The organism is Bradyrhizobium pachyrhizi (genome assembly GCF_001189245.1).
Lineage (GTDB): Bacteria > Pseudomonadota > Alphaproteobacteria > Rhizobiales > Xanthobacteraceae > Bradyrhizobium > Bradyrhizobium pachyrhizi.
Map to the genome: position 1 here is coordinate 193,047 of NZ_LFIQ01000077.1, position 18,044 is coordinate 211,090.

Here is an 18,044-nt window from a genome sequence, read left to right on the forward strand (position 1 = left end):
AAGAACGTATCGATCAGCAGCTTCACGTTCAGGACCACGATCAGCCCGGCGACGATCCACGCCGCCACCGCGACGGGACGCGAAATCGCGAACGCGCCCATCTTGCGCTTGTCGGACACGAAGCGCACCAGCGGGATCACCGCGAACGGCAGCTGCATCGACAGCACGACCTGGCTGAACACCAGCAGCTGCGCCGTGCCGCTCTCGCCGTAGAGAGCGGCGACCACGATGACAGGGACGATCGCGATGCCGCGGGTCACGACCCGCTGCAGCCAGTCGGGCAGCTTGAGGTCGAGGAAGCCCTGCATCACGATCTGGCCGGCCAGCGTCGCCGTCACCGTCGAGTTGAGGCCGGAGGCGAGCAGCGCCACGGCAAACAGCGTCGAGGCGATGCCGAGGCCGAGCAGTGGCGACAGCAGCTCGAACGCCTGGTCGATCTCGGCGACGTCGGAATGGCCGCTCTTGTGGAAGGTCGCGGCCGCCAGCACCAGGATCGCGGCATTGACGAACAGCGCCAACATCAGCGCGATGGTGGAATCGGTGGTCGCCCATTTGATCGCGTCGCGCCGCCCCTCCTCGGTGCGCGGATAGGCGCGGGTCTGTACGATCGAGGAGTGCAGATAGAGATTATGCGGCATCACGGTGGCGCCGATGATGCCGATCGCGATGTACAGCATCTCCGGATTGGTGACGATCTCGCGCGACGGCATGAAGCCGCCGATCACACCGGCAATCGGCGGCGCAGCGGCGGCGATCTGGACCACGAAGCAGACCGCGATGACGATCAGGAGCGCGATCACGAAGGCTTCGAGGAAGCGGAAGCCGCGGCCCATCAGGAGCAGCAGCAGGAACGCATCGAGCGCCGCAAGCAGTGCGCCGCCGATCAGGGGAATCCCGAACAACAGCTTGAGCGCGATCGCGGTGCCGATCACCTCGGCAAGGTCGCAGGCGATGATCGCGGCCTCACAGGCAAGCCACAGCAGCAAATTCACCGGCCGCGAATAGGTCGCGCGGCAGGCCTGGGCGAGATCGCGGTCGGTGGCGATGCCAAGCCGCGCGGCGAGCGCCTGCAGCAGGATCGCCATCAGGTTGGAGAGCAGGATGACCGACAGCAGCGTGTAGCCAAACTTCGATCCGCCCGCGAGGTCGGTGGCCCAGTTGCCGGGGTCCATATAGCCGACCGAAACCAGATAGCCCGGCCCGGCGAAGGCCAGCAGCCGCCGCCACCAAAGACCGCCTGACGGCACCGCGACGGTCGCGTTCACCTCAGGCAGGCTGCGCACATGTCCGGCATCGCCCCGCCAGCCGCCTGGCAGGGCATTGGGAACGGAAACGGAAGACAGTTCAGGGGTCCGAGCATCCATCCCCCAAGGATGGCCGATCTCTCCCGTTATTGCAACTCATTTGCAACTGCATCTAGGCTCACGAAAATGATATCAGGCGCCCTTGTAAAGCACTGAGGAAGTGCTTTACGTTAGATGCATGATCAAGCTGCCCGTCGAGACGCCCACCGCGACGCTGCGCTACGCCCTCGCCCCTGACCCTTCAGGCATCGAGGCGATCGAGGCGACCTTTGCGGCCTACGACCGGATGATGGCGATCCTCGCCGAGGTCGCCCCTGTCGGTGCCAACCTCGTCTCGCTGCACGCCCAGGCCTACGAGAAGATCCGCAAGGAGACCGGCCTGCCCGCACGGCTGGTGACGCTCGGCCTGCGCGACCGCGCCAATTACATCGCAGGCGCCGCCGTCCGCCGGATACCGCTCGACGACAAGTTGTTTGCGATCAAGGGCCCAACTTCACTGACCATTAGCACTGTCAGCGGACGCGTCTTGGTGCCGTTCGATGTCCCGGGATATGTCTCGGGCTGGGAAAGCCCCTTCCCGGCCCATTTGATCTCGGATGGACGCGGCTACGAAATCCACATCGCCGTCAAATCGAAATCAGCACAACCGGAGGAGAAGACCATGCTTCACGAAGGCATCCTTGCGCGCATGGGCCGGCTTCTTGCCGCCATCGCGAGCCAGACCATCGACAATGTCGAGAACAACAACAAGGTCGCGCTGGTCAAACAGGCGATCCGCGAGATCGACGCCGGCGCCGACGAGGCGCGCTACGCGCTCGGCAAGTCGCGCGCCGAAGAATTCCGCCTGAAGAAGCGGTGCGAAGAACTGGATACCGAAACGACCAATCTGAACGAGAAGATTCGTCTCGCACTTGCGGAAAATCGCGAGGATCTCGCGCGCGCCGGCGTTGCACGGCAAATTGATCTGGAGTCGCAGGTGATCGCGCTGGAACGCGCGATGGATTTCATCGAGCTCGAAATCGACGAGCAGACCAAGGCACTGCAGGCCATGCTCGGCGCGCGCCGCGAGGCTGAGACGCGCTTGGCCGACCTCGAACAAAGCCTGATCCGCGAGGCCCAGGACGAAACCGGCCGGGGCCCATCCGCGACCAATACATTGAGTGCTGAGCGTGCCATGGCGGCGATCGCCCGGGTCACCGGCGTTCCCGCTGCAAGCGTGCTCGGCGACAAGCAGCTTGACGAACTCGATCGCCTGCATCGCGAAAAGGAAATCGCGGCGCGGCTTGAAAGGATCAAGTCAGAAAAATGAGTGCAGTTGGCGACATTCTGCTCGCCCCCGACGTGCGGCCCTTCGCGGTCGCGGCTGCGATCATGGTGGCACTTGGCGGTATCGAACTGCTCAGCACCATGGTCGGACTTTCGATCAGCGAATTGATCGGCAAGGATTTCGCGGTCGAGGCCGAGAGCCACAATGCTCTCGGTGGCCTGTTTCTCTGGATCAACGCCGGACGGCTTCCCCTCCTGATCCTGATCATCCTGATCCTCGGCATCTTCTCGATCGGAGGCTTCCTGCTTCAGGGACTGGCGCATGCCGCAGGCACCGCCATCCCGGTCTCGCTTGCCGCGGTGGTTGCTGCCGCAGGCAGCATCCCAGTGATCAGAAATACCAGCCGCGGCCTCGCCCGCATCATTCCGCGCGACGAGAGCTATGCGGTCAACGACAGCGACTTCGTCGGCAAGGTCGCAACCGTGTCGGTCGGCCCGCTCGATCAGGGCCTGCCCGGCCGGGTCCGTCTCAAGGATGTCTTCGGCAACTGGCACACCGTGTCGGCGCGCGCCAGCGCGGAGTCCGAGGCATTGCCGATCGGCGCCAGCGTGCTGCTGGTCGATCGCGATGCCAAGGGCTTCATCGCGATTGCCGCTCCAGCCGACCTCGTCGAACAACAACGATCTTCCAACAGGGCATAACACATGTGGGAACTTGCTGTACCCGTTGTTATTGGCGTCATCGTCATCCTCGTCATCGGTCTCCTGTTCGCAAAGCTCTACAAGCGCTCGACGCGCGACGAGGCCTATGTACGCACCGGCCTCGGCGGCCAGAAGGTGGTGCTCGACGGCGGCTCGCTCGTGCTGCCGATCTTCCACTCCACCGCGGCGGTGAACCTGAAAACGCTGCGGCTCGAGGTCGCGCGCGGCGGCCCGGACTCGCTGATCACCAAGGACCGCATGCGCGTCGACATCGGCGCCGAGTTCTATCTGCGCGTCAAACCCGACTCGTCGTCGATCGCGCTCGCGGCGCAGACGCTCGGCAACCGCACCAATGACGCCGCCGAGCTGCGCGAACTGGTCGAGGCCAAGTTCGTCGACGGCCTGCGCTCGGTCGCCGCGACCATGAACCTCGAGGAATTGCAGGAGCAGCGCGCGACCTTCGTCAAGGCGGTGCAGGACGCCGTCGGCGCCGACATCCAGAACAACGGTCTCGAGCTTGAATCAGTGTCGCTGACAAAGCTCGACCAGAGCGACATCAAGCACTTCAACCCGAGCAATTTCTTCGATGCGCACGGCCTGACCACGCTGACCAAGATCACCAAGGAGCGTGAGCAGGAGCGCAACCAGATCGTCCGTACCACCGAGGTCAACATCGCCCAGCAGGACCTGGTGGCGCGGCAGACCACGCTGACGATCGAAAGCACCAAGCGCGAGGCCGAGCTCGCCCAGCAGCGCGACATCGCCAACAAGACCGCCGCGATGCGCGCGCAGACGGCGCAGGTCGAACAGACCGCGCTGCAAAACGAGGCCGAATACCGCATCCAGCAGGAGCTCGCGGTCGCCAACAAGCAGACCGAGGCCAACCAGGCCCGCGACACCCGCAAGATCGAGGCCGATCTCGCGGTCAAGCGCCGCAACACCGAGATGGAGCGCGACCTTCAGATCGTGGCGCAGGAAAGCGCCATCGCGGTCGCGGCCAAGAGCAAGGAGCAGTCGGAGGCCCAGACCATCGCCGAGACCGCGCGCGCCGTCGCGATCGCCGCCGAGGAAAAGGTCACCACCGCCCGCGCCACCGAGATCGCCGAGCGCGACAAGATCATCAACGTGATCGCGGCGCGCAAGGCGGCCGAGACCGACGCGATGCCGATCACTGTCATGGCCGAGGCCGAACGCCAGGCCGCCGCCAACAAGGCGGAAGCCACCAACGTGCTCGCCAAGGCCGATGCGGCCGCCGCCACCACCCGCGCTGCCGGCGTCAAGGCGCTCGGCCAGGCCGAAGCCGAGGTCGCGACCATGAAGGCGGAGGCGCGCAACAGGCTGAGCGCCGACATGATCGCCTACGATCTCAACCTCGCGCGGATCAACGTGATCCCGAGCGCGCTCGCCGAGGCGGTGAAGCCGATCGAGAAGATTTCCGACATCCGGATCTTCGACACCGGCAGCATGCTCGGCCGCGGCGGCGCCAACGGCCATGCCAACGGCAATGGCGGTCTCGGGCTCGGCGACGGCCTCGCCGCGCAATTGCTGTCGGTCTCGGCGTTCAAGCCGATGATCGACAAGATCCTCTCGGAGGCGGGCTTCCCCGCAGGGCCCGACGCCATGACCAACCTATTGAGTGCGCTGCGTGCCACTCAAGCAGAAGTGCCGGCCCCGTCCGTCGACAGTCCGGCAACGCCGCCGACCACCATATCGGGATCCGGCCACGCGACGCTTGGCCCGAGGTCGTAGCACAGCGCAGGCGCGATCACGGGCCAACTCGCTTGCGATCCCAATCCTCGATAGCATAGTCAGGTTGTGAACATCGCATCGGCAAGGCCCGCCCTCCCCGGCGGGCCTTTTGCTTGGCGTTGTCGGGAAACGGGTGGGATCGGACGCCCGCCAACCACACACTATGGCCAGATCGAATCTCCCAAGGGTTTTGCCATGTCCGCCGATACGCCTCGCCTGCCGGCCACCTTCAATCGCCTGGCCTGGTCCAATCTCGCCGCGCAATCGGCCGAACAGATTGCGCTTGCGGCTGCGCCGATCGTCGCCGTGCTGCTGCTCGGCGTCGGCGAAGGCCAGACTGGCCTGTTGCAGACCGCGCTGACGCTACCCTTCATCCTGTTTGCGATCCCCGCCGGCCTCTTGGCCGACCGCGTGTCGCGGCGCTGGGTGATGGCGGGCTCCGAAGCGCTGCGCGCGGCCGCGCTTGCCGCGATCCTGCTGTTGCTGTGGCTCAGCCTGATGACGCTGCCGCTGCTCGCTTTGCTCGGCTTCATCGCGGTCTGCGGCACGGTTGCCTATAGCGTCGCTGCGCCGGCGTTGGTCCCCTCGCTGGTGACGTCACAGCAATTGCCGGCGGCGAACGCCCGCATCGAGCTCGCGCGTACCGTCGCGTTCGCCAGCGGCCCCGCGCTCGGCGGCGTGCTGGTCGGCTGGGTCGGGGCTGCGCCCGCATTCGGCTTCGCCGCGGCATTGTCGGCGATCGCGGTCGTGCTGCTCGCCGGCATCTACGAGCCGGCGCGGCAGCCTGCCCCGCGGCGCCATCCGTTGCAGGACATCAAGGAAGGCGCGGCCTTCGTGATGCACCACGCCTTGCTCCGGCCGGTGTTCATCACCCAGTTCATCTTCAACACCGCGTCGTTCCTGCTGCTCGCCGTGTTCGTGCCCTATGCGGTGCGTCATCTCGGGCTCAGCGCGACCGGTGTCGGCGCCACGCTTGCGATGTACGGCGTCGGCATGGTGGTCGGTGCGCTGTTCGCGACCCGCGTGATGAAGCGGCTGGCGTTCGGCACCGTGATCGGGCTCGGCCCGGTTACCGGCTTCGTCGCCGCAGCCGTGATGGCGCTGACGACCTGGATTGCGACGCCGCTGCTCGCCGGCCTCAGCTTCTTCCTGCTCGGCGTCGGCCCGATCCTGTGGGTGATCTCGACCACCACGCTGCGGCAGTCGGTGACGCCGCCCTCGCTGCTCGGCCGCGTCTCGGCGATCAACATCATGAGTTACGGCGCGCGCCCGCTCGGCTCCGCGCTCGGCGCCGTCGTCGGCGGCCTCTACGGCGCTGAAGCCTGCCTCTATCTCGCGGCCGCGATCTTCGCCGCCCAGGCGCTGGTGATCCTGATGTCGCCCGCAGTGTCGTTGACGCGGCAGCCCGACATGGTCGGCGAACCCGCGCGCTGCTGATCAGCTCGCCAGGTACCGCTCGTATTTGCCGCCGACGACCTCGTCGGCGGCAATCGCCGGGTCCAGCGTGTAGAGATCCTGCGCATGGCCGATGCCGCGCAGCACGAAGCGACCGGTGGAGACCAGATAGTTGCGGCCGGCGGCGTCGAGCCCGGTGCGAAAGTCCGTCGAAGTCAGCAGCTCGCGGTCGACCGAGGCGCACATCGAGGCGATCCGGCTGACCTCGTTGACGGCCGGTCCGACCACCGTGAAATCCAGCCGGTCCTCGCTGCCGATATTGCCGTAGAACACCTGTCCGACATGGAGCCCGACATAGGCCGTGGTGGTCGGCCGGCCCTCGTTCTCGCGGCGATCGTTCAGCACGCGGATGTTATGTCGGAATCTGTGCTCGGCCCGCAGCGCGGCCCGCTTCGCGCCTGCGACGTTCTCGCCGGTGAACATCGCCAGCACGCCGTCGCCGATCAGCTTCAGCACCTCGCCGCCGGCGTCGTGGATCGCGTCGATCGACGCCTGCGCATAGTCGTTGAGGAACGGAATGATCTCGTCCGGGCCGATGCGTTCGCTGATCGCGGTGGAGCCGCGCACGTCGGAGTACCACAGCACGGCCTTGATCTTCTCGGTGATGCCGCGCTGCATGCGTCCGCGCAGCACCTGCTCCGCGGTGTCGCGGCCGAGATAGACCCGTCCGAGCGTGCGGGCGATCTCGACCTGGGCGGCCGACTTGATCGCGAGCCCTAGCACCGGCACCAGGTCGCGCAGCGCCGCCATGTGGTTCTCGTCGAACCCGTCCGAATGGCGGGTGGTGTAGTAGGAGTAGAAGCAGTCCATCTCGCCGATCGTGCCGGCCTCGCCGAAGCGATGCACGAAGGCGGCGAAATGCTTGTGGCCCTTTTCGGCCAGCTCGCCGATCATCGAGAAATCGTGCGAGGTGTCGGCGAGATCGATCACTATCTCGTCATGGCCGTTTTCGAGCATGTGATAGAAGGCCGACCGCCGCCAGGTCTGGCTGGCCTCCCCGGTGCTGGTCGAGCCGTACTCGAAGATGTCGGCCTCGTTGCTCTCGCCGTCGTTCCAGCGGAAACCGCGTCCCTCGAAGATCGGATGCAGCGTATCGATGAAGACGATCGCCCGCGACAGCGGCATGCCCGCGGCTCGGCAGCGCTCGCAGAAACCGCGCAGCAGGTCGTTTTCCGGCAGGCCCGTCAGACCCTGGCGGACCAGCCAATTCATGAGGCGCAAACGGGGCGTCAGTTCCATAAGCTGGATTATGCCGGGCAATTGGTGCGGGAGGAAGGGCTGGTCGTCGCGTGACAGATGCGAATGCCAATGCGGCATTGCAAGGCCGCCCGCCTCACCATTTCGCGCGGAACACGGTCGCCGAATGGCGCCGATTCCACTTCCTTTTGTCCACCCCTTCGCGCACAACAGCGCATGGACAACGACGCTGGCCCGCCAAATCCGATCCGACGCCTCATGCAATGGGCGATCACCCCGCCGCAATCCTATGGGGTCTACCTTGCCGGCCTCATCCTGGTGTTCGTCCTGTCGTTCTACGCCGGCACGCTGAAGCCGACGCACTCGCCTGCCCCATCGGCGACCACGCCGGCCGCCCCGCGCAGCTGATCAGACCGATTTGGTTTCCGACGTCGCGATCCAGATCCCTGCGAAGACCGCGATCAGGCCGACGACCAGATTGGTCGTGATCGGCTCGCCGACCAGTTGCTTCGCAAGCAGCCCGGCGGCGATCGGATTGACCGTCATGGTGTTGGCGACGCGGGTCGGCGAGGCCCGCTCGAGCGCCAGCACCCACAGGATGAAGGCCAGCGCACCGCCGGCTATGCCGAGATAGAGCCCCGCGATCCATTGCGACGCGCCGAACTCGCGCAGCGTCGCCAGGCTGCCGGTGAACGATCCCACCGCCACCAGCGCCGCCGCGCCGGCGCCCATGCCGACGGCAAGGAAACCGAGCGCGCTGGAGCGGCGGATGAACGGCCGCGACAACACGTTGTAGAAGGCCATGCAGAGCACCGCGGCGGCCATGATCAGTTCGCCGCGCCATGCGCCCACTGGCGCCGCCGCCAGCCCGGATGCCAGCGCCGCCGCCACGCCGAGCACCGCGATCGAGACCCCGATCGATTTGCGCATCGTCAGCGGCTCGATGCCGAGCATGGCGCCGACCACCATGGTGGAGAGCGGCAAGGTCGCGAGCGCCAGGCTGGCGCGTGCCGCCGTCGTGTAGGACATCGCGAGATTATAGAGCACGAAGAACACGCCGAAGAAGGCGACGCCAAGCGCCGCGACCGCCGGCAAATCCGCGCGCCGCGGCCATTTCGCCCCGAGCAGGACCGCGGCGGGCAGCACGCAGAGAAAGCCGATCGCCCAGCGCAGGATCGCCAGTGTGATCGGGTCGGCATTGCCCGCCAGGTAACGGGTGATCGCCGCGGCGGTGCCGCCGAGGCAGCTCGAGACCAGTGCAATCGCAACGCCGATCCACTCGCCCATCCCGATCCCCATGCGTTTTCGGTTCGCTTGTGGCATCTTGCCCGGCGAGATCATTCCGGCAACTACTTCACAGGTACTCATGTCGCAGCAGCGCGATTTTGCAGCCAGCCTGCGCTGGTGGCGGCAGCGTAAGGGGCACTCGCAACTCGAGCTCGCCGGGCGCGCGGATATCTCGCAGCGCCATCTCAGCTTTCTCGAGCTCGGCCGCGCCGCGCCGAGCCGCGACATGGTGATCCGGATTGCCGCGGCGCTCGACGTGCCGTTGCGCCAGCAGAATGCGCTCTTGGTCGCGGCCGGCTTCGCGCCGGTCTGGCGGCAAACCGACCTCGCCGCGCCGGAGCTCGCCCAGATCCGCTACGCGCTCGATTTCATATTGGCACAGCAGGAGCCCTTCCCGGCGGTCGTGGTCGACCGGCACTGGAACCTGCTGCTCGCCAATTCGGGCGCGGGGCAGCTGGTGGAATTCCTGGTCGGGCCGCTGGTATCAGGCACGGCGGTCAATCTCGCCGACGCACTGGTCGCGCCCGGCGTGTTGCGCCCCTATCTCACCAACTGGACCGAGGTTGCCGGCTACTTCGTCCGCAGCGTCGAGGCCGATGCGGCCGCCGACGGCACCACCGCGACGGCGGATTTGCTCAAGCGCCTGCTGGCCTATGACGGTGTCGAGGCCGCGTTGGCCGCACCGGCAGGGCCCGCATCCGGGCCGGTGCTGCCGATGCTGTTTCGCAAGGGCGACCTCAGCCTGCAATTGTTCACCACCATCGCGACGCTGGGGACGCCCCAGGACGTCACGCTGCAGGAGCTGCGCATCGAAAGCTTCTTTCCGATGGACGAGGAGACCGCGCAGATTTTTCGAAACTGGTCGAAAGTGAACGCCGCCAAGGCGGCTCAATCATAGAAGTCCGGCGACAGCTTCAGCCCGTCGCGCTGCGCCTTGTCGTGGTTGATCCAGAGCTGCGCCTTCTCTTTCGTCAGCGTATCGGCGATCTTCTGCATCGAGGCCAGGGTCTGCTCCTTGCTGGCGTTCATGCTCGGCGCGCGCCGATTGTCCCAATTATCCCTGAAGTGAACGGCATCGCCGGTCAGCACGATCGCACCGGTCTTCGGCAGTTTCACCAGCAGCGACTGGTGGCCGGGCGTGTGGCCCGGCGTCGACAGGATGGTGACGCTGCCGTCGCCGAACACGTCGCGGTCGCCTTCGAGCTTCGTCACGGGATGCTCGGGCTTGAAGCGCGGCGCGTTGTTGGCGCCCGGCCATTCATATTCCGCCTTCTGCACATACAGCATCGCGGCCGGGAACAGCTCGACATTGCCGATGTGATCGGGATGGGTGTGCGACACGGCGATCGCCTTGATGTCCGTCGGCTTGACGCCGAGCTGGTCGAGCTGCGCGGCGAGCGTCTTCGGCCGCCGCCAGGTGACCGCCTTGGGGTCGGCCGGCGCAAGGCCGTTCGGCATCGCCGCCACCGCGTCGGGAATCCCGGTGTCCCACAGGAACCAGCCCTGGGCATGCTTGATCAGGTAGCAATTGTCGACGAAGTCCATCGACTTGCCTTCATTGACGCCGGGCGACCAGCGTGAAATGTCGCCTGCAACGCCTTCACCGCAGTTGAGGATGTAGAGCTTCTCGACGCCTGATTTCGCCGGCTCGGCGTCCGCATGCGGCAGCGCGCCTACGGCGAAGAACAACATTGCAAGACCGATTGCCTTCTTCACGTCGCCCTCCGTTGATCACGCCAGCCATTCGCGGTCGCAATGTGCCGTGTCGTCGCCGCCCGTGGAAGACGTGGACATGGGTCGAGCGATCAATTGAATGCGAGTGCGTGGCGGCTGCGTCGGCTAGACCATTTCCGCCGGCGCCAGCCTGCAGGTCTCGCTGCTGATCTCGACCTGCAGCGTCGCGTGGTGGATGCTGAACCGCTCCGAGAGCTCGGCGCAGACGTGATGCAGGAAGACATCGTCGTGTCCGCCGGGCCGCACCAGATGCGCGGTCAGCGCGGTCTCGCTGGTGCTCATCGCCCAGATGTGCAGGTCGTGGACCTCGGTGACGCCTTCGAGCGCGGCGAGATAGTCCCTCACCTGCTTGAGATCAATCCCCTTCGGCACTGCGTCGAGCGCGAGGTTGACGCTGTCGCGGGCGAGCTCCCAGCCGCTCAGCAGCACCACCACCGCGATGACCAGGCTGATCGCCGGATCGAGCCACTGCCAGCCAGTCGCCATGATCAGCAGTGCGGCGATCACGACGCCGAGCGAGACGCCGGCATCCGCCGCCATGTGCAGATAGGCGCCGCGGACATTGAGGTCGCTGTCGCGGCCGCGCATGAACAGCAGCGCGGTGCCGCCATTGATCAGGATGCCGAGCGCCGCGACCCAGACCACGGTCCAGCTTGCGACCTCCGCCGGTTCGCGCAAACGGTTGATGGCCTCGACCGCGATGCCGCCGACCGCGATCAGGAGCAACCCGGCATTGAACAGCGCCGCCAGGATCGAGGCGCGACGGTAGCCATAGGTGTGGGTATCGGTCGGCCGCCTGCCGGCGAGCCATGCCCCGCCCCAGGCCAGCAGCAGCGCGATGACGTCGGAGAGATTGTGAACCGCGTCGGAGACCAGCGCCAGCGAGTTGGCGGAATAGCCGAAGATCAGCTCCGCGACGACGAAAGCGGAGTTCAGCGACGCGCCGACCGCAAAGGCCGTGCCGAAACTGTCGGGCGCGTGGCTGTGCCCGGCATGGGAATGCCCGGCATGTCCGTGAGAATGACCGCTGTGGCCGTGATTGTGCGCCATGGCAACCGTCGCCCGATGTCGTCGGCGACGGTTATAGCGCGGTGAAATGTGGATACTATCACACCGCGCACTGAGCCCCCCGTAGCCCGGATGGAGCGCAGCGCAATCCGGGATCACTGGTGATCCGGCGCGAAATCCCGGATTTCGCTTCGCTTCATCCGGGCTACCGCACGACTACTCCACGCCGCGATTGAACTTGTTCGACTTCGGCAGGCCGTGGGCGAGCCGGCCGGCGTCGGCGCGGTTGCCGCGCCAGTCGGCCAGTTCCTTCATGGTCATGCTGTGCTCGCGGCCGGCGGAATCCTTCCAGGTCAGGCCGGCCTTGGCGTCGAACACCGCAACGTCAGACAGCGACGCGCTGGTGTATTTCTGCAACCGCACGCCGCGGCCGCGCGCCATCTCCGGCACCTGGTCGAGGCCGAACAGCACCATCTTGTGGTTGGTGCCGATCACCGCAACGGTGTCGCCATTCACAGTGGTGATCGCGCGGGCCTCGTTCGGCATCTCGACGTTGAGCACCTGCTTGCCCTTGCGGGTGTTGCCGACGCAGTCCTCTTCCTTGACGATGAAGCCCTGCCCCTCGCTGCTCGCGATCAGGAACTTGCGCTCGCCCTTGTTGACGAACAGCGAGATGATCGCGGCGTCCTGCTCGAGGTCGATGAACATGCGGATCGGCTCGCCGTGACCGCGGCCGCCCGGCAGTTTTGCCACGTCGAGCGAGTAGAACTTGCCGTTGGTCGCGAACAGCAGCAGCTTCGAGGTGGTCTCGGCAAAGAACGAGTGCTCGAGCTTGTCGTCGGTCTTGAAGGCAAGCCCCGAGAGATCCTCAACATGGCCCTTCAGCGTCCGCACCCAACCCTTCTCCGATATCACGACGGTGCAGGGCTCGCGCTCGACCAGCGCTTCCTCGATCGCGGCGAGGTCATGCTCGGGCGCATCGGCGAAGGTGGTGCGGCGCTTGCCGAGCGGCGTCTTCGGTCCGAAGACGTCGCGGACCTTGCGGACCTGATCGCCGACCTTGGCCCATTGCTCGGTCTCGGAGCCAAGCAGGCCCTCGATGCCCTTCAGCTCCTTGCGAAGATCCTTGTCCTCGGTGCGGATCTCCATCTCCTCCAGCCGGCGCAGATTGCGCAAGCGCATGTTGAGGATGGCATCGGCCTGGATCTCTGTGAGGTTGAAGGTCTTCATCAAGACCGGCTTCGGCTCGTCCTCGGTCCGGATGATCTTGATCACCTTGTCGAGGTTCAGATAGGCGACGAGGTGGCCGCCCAGCACTTCCAGGCGGTGCTCGATCTGGGTCTTGCGGAATTTGGTCCGCCGGACGAGCACGTCGCGCAGATGGTCGAGCCATTCGCGCAGGCACTCGGCAAGGCCGACCACCTTGGGGATGCGGCCTTTGATCAGCACGTTGAGGTTCAGCGAGATCTTGCTTTCCAGCTCGGTCAGCCGGAATAGCGACTCCATCATCAGCGCCGGATCGACGGTGCGCGATTTCGGCTCGATCACGAGCCGGACGTCCTCGGCCGACTCGTCACGGACGTCGGCGACCAGCGGCAGCTTCTTCTCGTTGATGAGCTCGGCGATCTTCTCGACGATCCGCGACTTCTGCACCAGCCACGGGATTTCGGTGACGACGACCACCCAGGTGCCGCGGGCTCCCTCCTCCTGGATCCAGCGCGAACGGGTGCGGAACGAGCCGCGCCCCGTGGTGTAGGCCTCGACGATCGCTTCCTTGGAATCGACCACGATGCCGCCGGTCGGGAAGTCCGGGCCCTTGACCCATTTCAGCAGTGCCTTCGACTTGGCGTCGGGCTTCTCGATCAGATGCAGCGCGGCGTCGCAGAGTTCGGCGGCGTTGTGCGGCGGGATCGAGGTCGCCATGCCGACCGCGATGCCCTGCGCGCCGTTGGCGAGCAGGTTCGGAAAGCCGCCCGGCAGGACCACCGGCTCTTTCGACTGGCCGTCGTAGTTGAGGCGAAACTCGACGCCGTCCTCGTCGATGCCTTCGAGCAAGAGGCGCGCGACCTCGGTCATGCGCGCTTCGGTGTAGCGGTAGGCGGCCGGGTTGTCGCCGTCGATATTGCCGAAATTGCCCTGGCCGTCGACCAGCGGGTAGCGCGAGGAGAAATCCTGCGCCAGTCGCACCATGGCGTCATAGATCGCCTGGTCACCATGCGGATGGAACGAGCCCATCACGTCGCCGACGATCTTGGCCGACTTCTTGAACGCGGCGCGCGGGTCGAGCCCGAGCAGGTCCATGCCGTAGAGGATGCGCCGGTGCACCGGCTTCAGCCCGTCGCGGGCGTCCGGCAGCGCGCGATGCATGATGGTCGAGAGCGCATAGGCGAGATAGCGCTCCTCGAGCGCATCACGCAGCGGCACCTCGTGAATTTCGGCCGGCTCTTCCGGCGGTATCTGTCGTTTTCCCATGGGGAGGCGTTAAACCTTGGCGCTGAATCGGGCAAGCCGCGAATCAGCGGGAATTTAAGGCCCGAATCGGCCTTACGGAACTGCGCTCCGGCCCCGCCGCCTCGTCACGGCATTGATAAATCCGTCGCGGGCGTCGGAATGGCCCTGGCCGCGGGGCTCCAGCACGTGGCGGAGCAGGAACAGGCCGGTGATCTGGAAGCCGTCGAGCAGGTCCTGGTCCGACCAGCTGTTGGCGCCGCCCTCGCCTTCACGCAGGAACGCCGGCAGCGGCAACAGCCGGTCGCGCCACGGCTCGCCGGCGGCGCGTGACACGGCGCCGCCGGATTTCGGCGACACGTAGATCAGGTCGGTGGTCTCTCCGCTGGCCGCGCAGTTTTCCAGATCAAGCCCGAAGCCGAGCTCGGTCAGCATCGCGAGCTCGAAACGGATCAGGTGCACGGCGGCAACTCCGGCGTCCTCGAAATCGTCGAGCGTCCCCTGCAGCATCCAGTAGATGTCCTCATGCGGATCGCGCTCCGGCAGCAGCCGGGCCAGCGCCGCCAGATGCGTGACGCCATAGACCGCATGCGACGAGCCGAGCAGCGTCGCCGCCCGCAGCCGCGTGCCCTCCAGCGCATACATGCCGAGATGCTCGTCGAGCCGCGCCCGCCACACCGCGGTGACGCTGTTGCCGGGCTGCAGCAGCGGCCGCATCCGCGAGCTGGCGCCGCCGCGCACCAGGCCGAGATGGCGGCCGTGCTCGCGCGTCAACAGCTCGACAATGGCGGAGGATTCGCCATGCCGCCGCACGCCCAGCACGATGCCTTCGTCGGTCCATTCCATGTGCGGAGTCTAGCAGGATTCCGCGGATGAACGCAGCTTTCCTCGCGCGTCACTCGCTACGCGTTGAACCAGCCCCGCGCGTCGCCGGTGAAGGAATAATACAGCCCGGCCGTGGTCAGGATGCATGACACCACCTCGATGGCGCTGTCGATCTCCATGCCCCTTGCGCCGATGACCTGCACCAGGGACATCACCGACAGGACGAGCACCGCGAGCAGCGCCCAGCGCGGCCAGTTCTTGCGGTGCTGCGCGGCAAGCCGGACGAAATACATCAGGAGCAGGATCATGCAGCCGGCCGTCAGGGTCTCACCCATGATGACCTGCTCGGACTTCAGGACGGTCGGCGTGCGGTCCTGGAACGCCACCGACAGCGCATCCAGCGTCAGCGACAGATAGAGCAGAACCTCAAACCACAGCACATTTCTGGGCACGTTCATGCAAACGTCGACTCTTATTCCTTGGGGAATTCCAATCCCATTTCCTTGTAGCGGTCGGGATCGTCACCCCAGTTCTCGCGCACCTTGACGAACAGGAACAGATGCACGGGGACGCCCATGATCTCGGCGATCTCGGCACGCGCCTGCGCGCCGATCGACTTGATGGTGGCGCCGCCCTTGCCGAGCACGATCTTGCGCTGGCTCTCGCGCTCGACAAAAATCGTCTGCTCGATGCGGATCGACTTGTCCTTGCGGTCGGTCCAGCTGTCGGTCTCGACCGTCGACTGGTACGGCAGTTCCTGATGCAGATGGCTGTAGATCTTCTCGCGCGTGATCTCGGCCGCCAGATGCCGCATCGGCGCATCCGACATCTGATCCTCGGGATAGAGGAACGGCCCCGCCGGCACCAGCTTGGCCAGCGTCTGGCGCAAATCGGCAACGCCGTCGCCGGACAGCGCCGAAATCATGAAGGTGTGCTCGAAGCGCATCCGCTCGTTGGCGGCCTGCGCCAGCGCCAGCAGCTTCTCGCGCTGCACGAGATCGACCTTGTTCAGCACCAGGATCTTCGGATGCGCGACGGTTTCGAGCTTGGCCAGGATCGCGTTGGCTTCTTCGTCGAGGCCCGACTTCGCATCGAGCAGCACGCAGACGAGATCGGCGTCGTGCGCGCCGCTCCAGGCGGTCGATACCATGGCGCGGTCAAGCCGGCGCCGCGGCGCGAAGATGCCGGGCGTGTCGACCAGGATGATCTGCGCGTTGCCCTCGATCACGATGCCGCGGATCAGTGCGCGCGTGGTCTGCACCTTGCGCGAGACGATCGTGACCTTGGAGCCCACCAGCGCGTTGACCAGCGTCGACTTGCCGACATTGGGCGCACCGATCAGCGCGACGAAGCCACAGCGCGTCGCGTCCCCTTGCCCTTTGGTCTCGTCAGTCATTGGTGCCGACGCCTTCACGCGCGATCATCGCGGATGCTGCCGCCTTCTCGGCCGCGCGCTTGTTGCCACCGAGACCCTCGGCGGAGGCCAGGCCCGGCAGGTCGACCGCAACGCGGAACTGTGGATCGTGATGCGGGCCGGTGCGTTCGACCTCGCGATAGACCGGCGTCGGCAGTCCCTTGCCCTGGGCCCATTCCTGCAACACGGTCTTGGGATCGCGCAGCGGCCGGCGCAGCTTGTGCATCCGTTCGGTCCAGTTGCGCTCGACGAACTGGCGCGCGGCCTCGTAGCCGCCGTCGAGAAAGATCGCTCCGATCACCGCTTCGCAGATATCGCCGAGCACAGACTTGCGCAGCCGGGCGCCCTCGACCGCCTTCACCATGCCGAGCTTGATGTCCTCGAGCAGCCCGAGCGCCTTGGCGACGTCGGCGCAGCTCTCCTTGCGCACGAGGTCGGCGAGCCGCTTCGACAATTCGCCCTCGTCGGCCTTTGGGAACGACCGGAACAGCATGTCCGATACGATCAGCCCGAGCACGTGGTCGCCGAGGAACTCCAGCCGCTGGTAGCTGTCGGCGCGGTTGCGGGTGGCGGGCTTCAGCGCGGAGACGTGGGTGAAGGCGGTGGTCAGCAGCGCGGGATCCTGGAACGTGTACCCGATCCGCGCCTCGGTGCCCGCGATCGCAGCCTTCTCCTCAGCGGCCTTGGCCGCCTTGCTGCGCCGCTTCTTCGGCGCGGCTGTGCTGTCGGCGGCAGGCGTCTGGCTCGGCTCGCCGGTCGGCGCTGGATCGTTGATGGCTGCGGTATCGTCGTTCATCGCACGATAGAGAATAGGCGATTCCACCGCACGGCAAGCGGCCAGCGCCAGATCATCCAGGCCTGCTCGCCCTCGGCGATCGAGAAGAAGATCATCTGGGCTCGCCCGATGATGTTCTCGAACGGCACGTAGCCGACCTGCGACAGGAAGCGGCTGTCGGTGGAGTTGTCGCGGTTGTCGCCCATCATGAAGAAATGCCCGGGCGGAACGGTGTAGACGATGGTGTTGTCCATGTAGCTGTTGTCGGTGCAATCCAGCGTCTCATAGCTGACGCCGTTCGGCAGCGTCTCCTTCCAGCGCTTGACGCGGGCGGTCGCATCCGCCGAGCCGCAGGGATCCTCGCCGACGAAATCGCTCAGCCGCTCCCGCTTGATCGGCTCATCGTTGATGTAGAGCAGCCCGCTCTTCACCTCGATGCGGTCGCCGGGCAGCCCGATGACGCGCTTGATGTAGTCGGTGGAGTCATCCCGCGGCAGTCGGAACACCACGATGTCGCCGCGGTTCGGCTCCGAGCCGAAGATGCGGCCCGAGAAAATGTTCGGCGAGAACGGGATCGAATAGTGGCTGTAGCCATAGGAATATTTCGAGACGAACAGGTAGTCGCCGACGAGGAGCGTCGCCTTCATCGACCCGGAGGGGATGTTGAACGGCTGGAACAGGAAGGTGCGGATAACGAGCGCGATCAGAAGGGCATGGATGACGACGCGGATGGTCTCGCCCAAGCCGCTTTCAGATTTGGTCCCGGTGGTCACGCTCATTGCTTTCCCAATTCCCGTGGACTGATGTCCACGCGGTGGCAGAACGTTCTCTTCGCGCGAAGCGTTCGGCCTTCGCGTGAGGAAAATGGCCTTGATTCTGA

At 65.8% G+C, this 18,044-nt stretch carries 17 protein-coding genes; 6 read left to right on the forward strand and 11 right to left on the reverse strand.

Translation table 11 applies throughout. The annotated features are described in order from the left end of the window. Positions 1–1,364, reverse strand: a 1,364-nt coding sequence (locus AKL29_RS17050; protein WP_152977633.1) for an Nramp family divalent metal transporter, incomplete at its 3' end; no start/stop codon positions are given. Positions 1,365–1,482: 118 nt separating this feature from the next. On the opposite strand from AKL29_RS17050, the gene AKL29_RS17055 reads away from it, so the two are divergent. From AKL29_RS17055 to AKL29_RS17070, 4 genes are all read left to right on the forward strand, one after another. Beyond that, positions 1,483–2,613, forward strand: coding sequence for a PspA/IM30 family protein (locus AKL29_RS17055; protein WP_050384937.1), 1,131 nt, complete (start codon positions 1,483–1,485; stop codon positions 2,611–2,613). Then, positions 2,610–3,272, forward strand: a complete 663-nt coding sequence (locus AKL29_RS17060) for an OB-fold-containig protein (RefSeq protein WP_050384938.1) — start codon at positions 2,610–2,612, stop codon at positions 3,270–3,272. The genes AKL29_RS17055 and AKL29_RS17060 overlap by 4 nt, the downstream gene beginning before the upstream one ends. A gap of 3 nt (positions 3,273–3,275) precedes the next feature. Further along, positions 3,276–5,021, forward strand: coding sequence for a flotillin family protein (locus AKL29_RS17065; protein ID WP_050384939.1), 1,746 nt, complete (start codon positions 3,276–3,278; stop codon positions 5,019–5,021). Positions 5,022–5,216: 195 nt separating this feature from the next. Then, the gene (locus AKL29_RS17070) at positions 5,217–6,458 is read left to right on the forward strand and encodes an MFS transporter (RefSeq protein WP_050384940.1); all 1,242 of its coding nucleotides are present in this window, start codon (positions 5,217–5,219) and stop codon (positions 6,456–6,458) included. Here the strand turns inward: AKL29_RS17070 and AKL29_RS17075 are convergent, their stop codons facing one another. Next, complete coding sequence (locus tag AKL29_RS17075; protein ID WP_050384941.1) at positions 6,459–7,715, reverse strand: adenylate/guanylate cyclase domain-containing protein; 1,257 nt, start codon at positions 7,713–7,715, stop codon at positions 6,459–6,461. A 216-nt stretch (positions 7,716–7,931) separates the two neighbouring features. Here AKL29_RS17075 and AKL29_RS17080 point away from each other — a divergent pair, with 216 nt between their 5' ends. Beyond that, entirely contained in the window at positions 7,932–8,081 is a 150-nt protein-coding gene (locus tag AKL29_RS17080; protein WP_347336982.1) for a hypothetical protein, read from the forward strand. Here AKL29_RS17080 and AKL29_RS17085 read toward each other — a convergent pair whose 3' ends face one another. Then, on the reverse strand, positions 8,082–8,960 hold the full coding sequence (locus AKL29_RS17085; RefSeq protein WP_050384962.1) for a DMT family transporter: 879 nt from the start codon (positions 8,958–8,960) through the stop codon (positions 8,082–8,084). Between the two features lie 79 nt (positions 8,961–9,039). Here AKL29_RS17085 and AKL29_RS17090 point away from each other — a divergent pair, with 79 nt between their 5' ends. Beyond that, positions 9,040–9,858: a helix-turn-helix domain-containing protein gene (locus tag AKL29_RS17090; protein ID WP_050384943.1), complete on the forward strand. Its 819-nt coding sequence runs from the start codon at positions 9,040–9,042 to the stop codon at positions 9,856–9,858. On the opposite strand, the gene AKL29_RS17095 is transcribed toward AKL29_RS17090, so the two are convergent. The 8 genes from AKL29_RS17095 to lepB form a co-directional block, all read right to left on the reverse strand. Then, positions 9,849–10,652, reverse strand: a complete 804-nt coding sequence (locus AKL29_RS17095; protein WP_050384963.1) for an N-acyl homoserine lactonase family protein — start codon at positions 10,650–10,652, stop codon at positions 9,849–9,851. The two genes, AKL29_RS17090 and AKL29_RS17095, sit on opposite strands and share 10 nt — an antisense overlap. Positions 10,653–10,799: 147 nt before the next feature. Then, positions 10,800–11,744, reverse strand: a complete 945-nt coding sequence (locus tag AKL29_RS17100) for a cation diffusion facilitator family transporter (RefSeq protein ID WP_050384944.1) — start codon at positions 11,742–11,744, stop codon at positions 10,800–10,802. A 174-nt stretch (positions 11,745–11,918) separates the two neighbouring features. Continuing rightward, positions 11,919–14,174, reverse strand: a complete 2,256-nt coding sequence (gene parC, locus AKL29_RS17105) for a DNA topoisomerase IV subunit A (RefSeq protein WP_050384945.1) — start codon at positions 14,172–14,174, stop codon at positions 11,919–11,921. Between the two features lie 72 nt (positions 14,175–14,246). Further along, on the reverse strand, positions 14,247–14,996 hold the full coding sequence (gene recO / locus AKL29_RS17110) for a DNA repair protein RecO (protein ID WP_050384946.1): 750 nt from the start codon (positions 14,994–14,996) through the stop codon (positions 14,247–14,249). Positions 14,997–15,052: 56 nt separating this feature from the next. After that, on the reverse strand, positions 15,053–15,433 hold the full coding sequence (locus AKL29_RS17115) for a hypothetical protein (RefSeq protein ID WP_050384947.1): 381 nt from the start codon (positions 15,431–15,433) through the stop codon (positions 15,053–15,055). A 14-nt stretch (positions 15,434–15,447) separates the two neighbouring features. Next, positions 15,448–16,371 carry a GTPase Era gene (era, locus tag AKL29_RS17120; protein WP_050384948.1) on the reverse strand — a complete coding sequence of 308 codons (924 nt, stop codon included), beginning with the start codon at positions 16,369–16,371 and terminating at the stop codon, positions 15,448–15,450. Then, a complete protein-coding gene (gene rnc, locus AKL29_RS17125; RefSeq protein WP_050384949.1) occupies positions 16,364–17,185 on the reverse strand; it encodes a ribonuclease III in 822 nt (273 codons plus the stop codon). The genes era and rnc overlap by 8 nt, the downstream gene beginning before the upstream one ends. Continuing rightward, the gene (gene lepB / locus AKL29_RS17130) at positions 17,182–17,943 is read right to left on the reverse strand and encodes a signal peptidase I (protein WP_028333840.1); all 762 of its coding nucleotides are present in this window, start codon (positions 17,941–17,943) and stop codon (positions 17,182–17,184) included. The genes rnc and lepB overlap by 4 nt, the downstream gene beginning before the upstream one ends. Between the last annotated feature and the right edge of the window lie 101 nt (positions 17,944–18,044).

What these genes read in the sequence shown, in the direction of transcription:
- AKL29_RS17070 (WP_050384940.1), top strand. Translation starts at nt 5,217, where the DNA reads ATGTCCGCCGATACGCCTCGCCTGCCGGCCACCTTCAATCGCCTGGCC.
- parC (WP_050384945.1), bottom strand. Translation starts at nt 14,174, where the DNA reads ATGGGAAAACGACAGATACCGCCGGAAGAGCCGGCCGAAATTCACGAG.
- recO (WP_050384946.1), bottom strand. Translation starts at nt 14,996, where the DNA reads ATGGAATGGACCGACGAAGGCATCGTGCTGGGCGTGCGGCGGCATGGC.
- AKL29_RS17055 (WP_050384937.1), top strand. Translation starts at nt 1,483, where the DNA reads ATGATCAAGCTGCCCGTCGAGACGCCCACCGCGACGCTGCGCTACGCC.
- AKL29_RS17095 (WP_050384963.1), bottom strand. Translation starts at nt 10,652, where the DNA reads ATGTTGTTCTTCGCCGTAGGCGCGCTGCCGCATGCGGACGCCGAGCCG.
- AKL29_RS17065 (WP_050384939.1), top strand. Translation starts at nt 3,276, where the DNA reads ATGTGGGAACTTGCTGTACCCGTTGTTATTGGCGTCATCGTCATCCTC.
- AKL29_RS17090 (WP_050384943.1), top strand. Translation starts at nt 9,040, where the DNA reads ATGTCGCAGCAGCGCGATTTTGCAGCCAGCCTGCGCTGGTGGCGGCAG.
- AKL29_RS17085 (WP_050384962.1), bottom strand. Translation starts at nt 8,960, where the DNA reads ATGGGCGAGTGGATCGGCGTTGCGATTGCACTGGTCTCGAGCTGCCTC.
- AKL29_RS17060 (WP_050384938.1), top strand. Translation starts at nt 2,610, where the DNA reads ATGAGTGCAGTTGGCGACATTCTGCTCGCCCCCGACGTGCGGCCCTTC.
- AKL29_RS17115 (WP_050384947.1), bottom strand. Translation starts at nt 15,433, where the DNA reads ATGAACGTGCCCAGAAATGTGCTGTGGTTTGAGGTTCTGCTCTATCTG.
- AKL29_RS17075 (WP_050384941.1), bottom strand. Translation starts at nt 7,715, where the DNA reads ATGGAACTGACGCCCCGTTTGCGCCTCATGAATTGGCTGGTCCGCCAG.
- lepB (WP_028333840.1), bottom strand. Translation starts at nt 17,943, where the DNA reads ATGAGCGTGACCACCGGGACCAAATCTGAAAGCGGCTTGGGCGAGACC.
- AKL29_RS17080 (WP_347336982.1), top strand. Translation starts at nt 7,932, where the DNA reads ATGCAATGGGCGATCACCCCGCCGCAATCCTATGGGGTCTACCTTGCC.
- AKL29_RS17100 (WP_050384944.1), bottom strand. Translation starts at nt 11,744, where the DNA reads ATGGCGCACAATCACGGCCACAGCGGTCATTCTCACGGACATGCCGGG.
- rnc (WP_050384949.1), bottom strand. Translation starts at nt 17,185, where the DNA reads ATGAACGACGATACCGCAGCCATCAACGATCCAGCGCCGACCGGCGAG.
- era (WP_050384948.1), bottom strand. Translation starts at nt 16,371, where the DNA reads ATGACTGACGAGACCAAAGGGCAAGGGGACGCGACGCGCTGTGGCTTC.